We start from the raw sequence: 3,506 nt of genomic DNA, 5'->3' as shown, positions 1-3,506 counted from the left end.
GCCGCGGCCGCCGGTGCCGCGATCGTTGCGCGCGGGTGCCTTGCGCGGCTCGAAGCCTTCGATCACGTTGACCGGCAGCGGCGAGCGCACGAAGCGCTCGATGCGCTTGAGCGCGCCCTGCTCGGCGTGGTGCACGAGGCTCACCGCGGTGCCCGAACGGCCGGCGCGGCCCGTACGGCCGATACGGTGCACGTAGTCTTCCGCGAACTTCGGCAGGTCGTAGTTGAACACGTGCGTGATGCCCGGGATGTCGATGCCGCGGGCGGCGACGTCAGTCGCAACCAGCACGCGCACACGGCGCTCGCGCAGCGCACGGATCGTGCGGTTACGCGCGCCCTGCGGCAGGTCGCCGTGCAGTGCGGCCGATTCGAAGCCAGCGTCGGCGAGACGGCCGGCGAGCTGGTCGGCGTCGATCTTGGTCGCCGTGAAGATGATCGCCTGGTCGAGCGCGTCGTCGCGCAGCAGGTGATCGAGCAGGCGATCCTTGTGGTCGCGATCGTCGACGTAGTGCACGGTCTGCGCGATGTTCGTGCGCGACTCGAGGCGCTGCTGGATCTCGATGCGCTCGGGGTCCTTCAGCAGGCGGCCCGTCAGCGAACCGATCTTGCCGTCGAGCGTGGCCGAGAACAGCATCGTCTGGCGCGACGCGGGCGTTGCCGCGACGATCGTCTCGATGTCATCGATGAAGCCCATGTCGAGCATGCGGTCGGCTTCGTCGAGCACGAGCATCTTCAGTTCGGACAGGTCGATGCGGCCGCGCTCGAGGTGATCGAGCAGGCGGCCCGGCGTGGCGACCAGGATTTCCGGGTTCTTCGCGAGCAGCATCAGCTGCTGGCCATAGGCGACGCCGCCGAGGATGCTGACGGTGCGCAGGCGCTTCAGGTGCTTGCCGTAGGTCGATGCGGCCGTCGTGACCTGCATCGCGAGTTCGCGGGTCGGCGTCAGCACGAGCAGGCCCGGGCGCGCGACGGGTTGCGGGCGGCGCACGCGGCGGTCGCCCTGGCTCGGTTCGCGCGGCGTGCGCGGTTGCTGCGCCAGCGTCTTTTGAAGCTGCGCGAAACGTTCGATCGCGGGCAGCATGAATGCGGCCGTCTTGCCCGAACCGGTCGGGCTCGACACCAGCAGGTCCCGGCCGGCGATGCCGGCCGGAATCGCGCGCTGTTGGACCGGCGTCGGCTTCACATAGCCGGCGGCCTCCAGCGCGGAGACGATCTCCGGCGACAGCCCGAGCGACGCGAAGCTCGGCTCGTCCGACGCCGGTTCGATCGCGGCCGGTACGGCGGCGTCGTCGAGACCGAGCGCCTGGTCGGCGATCGCGTTGAGCGGGCTGGAGTTAATGCTCGAAGTCATAACAATCCTTGAAACACAGTGGGTGAAACGTCGGCGCCAATCGCGCATACCCAAGTCGTCGGATTCAGCGAGCAAATCAGGAAACGGGGGTGCAATCCGCCGAACCGTCGGCGGATGAGGCATTAGAAGCTGTTTTGGGTGCGGCGCGCTTCAGGAGCGGGGCCGCCAGCCTGATGAGTGACGACCGCGAGGGTCGAAGCAGGAGGGGACAGGTTCTAAACCGGATTGGAGCATAACGCTACGAGGCGTCTGGCCGGAACGGCTTTCGAGCCGAGCGCGGGGGTGACGCAGGCCGCATTATAAAGAAATTTGCTGCGCTGCGCCACTGATTTGATTGCCGATTGCGCTGGGGCGATCCGGTCAGGATGCCGTGCCGTTCTTCAGCGATTCGACGAGTTCGACATATTGCTGTTTCGCGGCGTCCTGCGACGTGCCTTTCAGCGCTTCCCACGCGTCGTACTTGTACTTGCCGACGATATCGGTGAAGCCCGGCTTGTCGCCGTGCGCGTCGCCGTCGGTCGCTTGCTTGAAGAGCGCGTACAGGCGCAGCAGCGTCAGGTTGCCCGGTCGCTCGGTCAGTTGCTTGACGTCGACCTGGGCCTGGTCGAATTGGGCGGTGAGTTCGCTCATCGTGTGTCTCCGTAAGGGTTTCAAGTCGGCCGATCTTAACAAGCGCAGCGCCGCGCGGGGTCGAGCGATCCTTCCAAACCGCCGGCCGCGCGGCGCATGCACCCGGATCGGGTCCGATCGCCCGTGGGAGCGGGGCGCCGCATTACAATGTCGGCCATGACGCAAACAGTGCTCCTCGCCATCGATACGTCGACCGAATACTGCTCGGTCGCGCTGCTGCGCTCGGCTCCGGCCGATGACGCCGTTTCCACCCCGCAAACCTGGGTCCGCCACGAACCGACGGGCGCCGTGTCGAGCACGCGCGTGCTGCCGGCCATCCAGGAACTCTTCGCCGAATCGGGCCTCTCGTTCGCCGACTGCGACGCGATCGCGTTCGGCGCGGGCCCCGGCTCGTTCACCGGCCTGCGTACCGCGACCGGCATTACCCAGGGGCTCGCGTTCGGGCGCGGGCTGCCGGTCGTGCCGGTCAGCACGCTGCTCGCGTGCGCCGAGCACGCGCGGCTACGCGCGCCCGGCACGACGCGCGTGCTGGCCGCGCTCGATGCGCGGATGGACGAAGCGTACTGGGCCGATTTCGCGTGGGACGACCAGGCGGGCGACTGGCGGACGCTGCATCCGGCGTCGCTCGACGCGCCGTTCACGCTCGCGGGCAACGCGGCAGCCGCATTCGGCGCAAAGTTGCCGGCGGCCGCCGCGGCAGCCGTGATCGACGGCGATGCGCTGCCGCATGCGCTGGCGGTCGCGCATGCCGCGCTGCGGGCGTTTCGCGCCGGCCGTACGGTGCCGGCCGACCAGGCCGCGCCGGAATACGTGCGCGACAAGGTCGCGCAGACCACCGCCGAGCGCATCGCGGCGCGCGCCGCGCAGACGGGCGGAGCGAAAGGATGACGGGTGTACTGCTGAGCGACCGCTATTTGTCGCCGATGACCGACACCGATCTCGACGAGGTCGTCGCGATCGAGCAGGTCGCGTACGAATTCCCGTGGAGCCGCGGCAACTTCGAGGATTCGCTGCGCAACGGCTATTTCGGCGTGTGCCTGCGGCACGTGACGGGCGCGCTCGTCGGCTATTGCGTGCTGATGCCGGTGATCGACGAGATGCACCTGCTGAACCTGTGCGTCGCCCCGGCCGCCCAGCACTCGGGCGCGGGCCTCGCGCTGCTGCGCGAAGCGGTGCGCATCTCGCGCGCGGAGCGGCTCGACGGCGTGCTGCTCGAGGTGCGGCCGTCGAATCTGCGCGCGATCCATCTGTACGAGCGCTTCGGCTTCGTGACGATCGGCCGGCGCAAGAACTACTATCCGGCGCGGCATCGCGGCCGGGAGGACGCGATCGTGATGCGTCTGACGCTGAACAAGGACGAAGGGGACACGCATGGCGTGGGCTGAAGCAGCGCTCGAGGAAATGGGTCTCGCGCAGATCTGGGTGCGGCGCGGGCAGCGCGCGGAAAGCGCTGAAGCGGGCGAAACGCCGGCTGCGGCATCCGGCGCGGCGGACGACGCGTCCGCCGTTGCGGCCGCAACCGGCGT

4 protein-coding genes and 1 pseudogene are annotated in these 3,506 nt (G+C 68.7%); 3 read left to right on the top strand and 2 right to left on the bottom strand.

The window, feature by feature from the left end; genetic code table 11:
- Both F3J14_RS34065 and F3J14_RS34060 read right to left on the bottom strand, forming a co-directional pair.
- Positions 1–1,350: DEAD/DEAH box helicase (locus F3J14_RS34065; protein WP_166726646.1), on the bottom strand; the 1,350-nt coding region annotated here is incomplete at its 3' end.
- 360 nt (positions 1,351–1,710) lie between these two features.
- A complete protein-coding gene (locus F3J14_RS34060) occupies positions 1,711–1,980 on the bottom strand; it encodes an acyl-CoA-binding protein (RefSeq protein WP_166726645.1) in 270 nt (89 codons plus the stop codon).
- Positions 1,981–2,127: 147 nt separating this feature from the next.
- Between F3J14_RS34060 and tsaB the strand changes: the two genes are divergently transcribed.
- From tsaB to F3J14_RS35975, 3 genes and pseudogenes are all read left to right on the top strand, one after another.
- Positions 2,128–2,868, top strand: a complete 741-nt coding sequence (gene tsaB / locus F3J14_RS34055) for a tRNA (adenosine(37)-N6)-threonylcarbamoyltransferase complex dimerization subunit type 1 TsaB (protein WP_166726644.1) — start codon at positions 2,128–2,130, stop codon at positions 2,866–2,868.
- A complete protein-coding gene (gene rimI, locus F3J14_RS34050) occupies positions 2,865–3,365 on the top strand; it encodes a ribosomal protein S18-alanine N-acetyltransferase (protein WP_011657307.1) in 501 nt (166 codons plus the stop codon). The genes tsaB and rimI overlap by 4 nt, the downstream gene beginning before the upstream one ends.
- Positions 3,352–3,506: pseudogene (locus tag F3J14_RS35975) on the top strand (uracil-DNA glycosylase); the annotation flags it as partial. The gene rimI and the pseudogene F3J14_RS35975, both read left to right, overlap by 14 nt.

Origin of the sequence: Burkholderia sp. Tr-862, assembly GCF_011753085.1 — a bacterium.
Classification (GTDB): Bacteria; Pseudomonadota; Gammaproteobacteria; order Burkholderiales; family Burkholderiaceae; genus Burkholderia; species Burkholderia ambifaria.
The sequence above is the reverse complement of the archived record's forward strand: the minus strand, read 5'-3'. Positions and strand labels throughout refer to the sequence as shown.

What these genes read in the sequence shown, in the direction of transcription:
- F3J14_RS34060 (WP_166726645.1), bottom strand. Translation starts at nt 1,980, where the DNA reads ATGAGCGAACTCACCGCCCAATTCGACCAGGCCCAGGTCGACGTCAAG.
- rimI (WP_011657307.1), top strand. Translation starts at nt 2,865, where the DNA reads ATGACGGGTGTACTGCTGAGCGACCGCTATTTGTCGCCGATGACCGAC.
- tsaB (WP_166726644.1), top strand. Translation starts at nt 2,128, where the DNA reads ATGTCGGCCATGACGCAAACAGTGCTCCTCGCCATCGATACGTCGACC.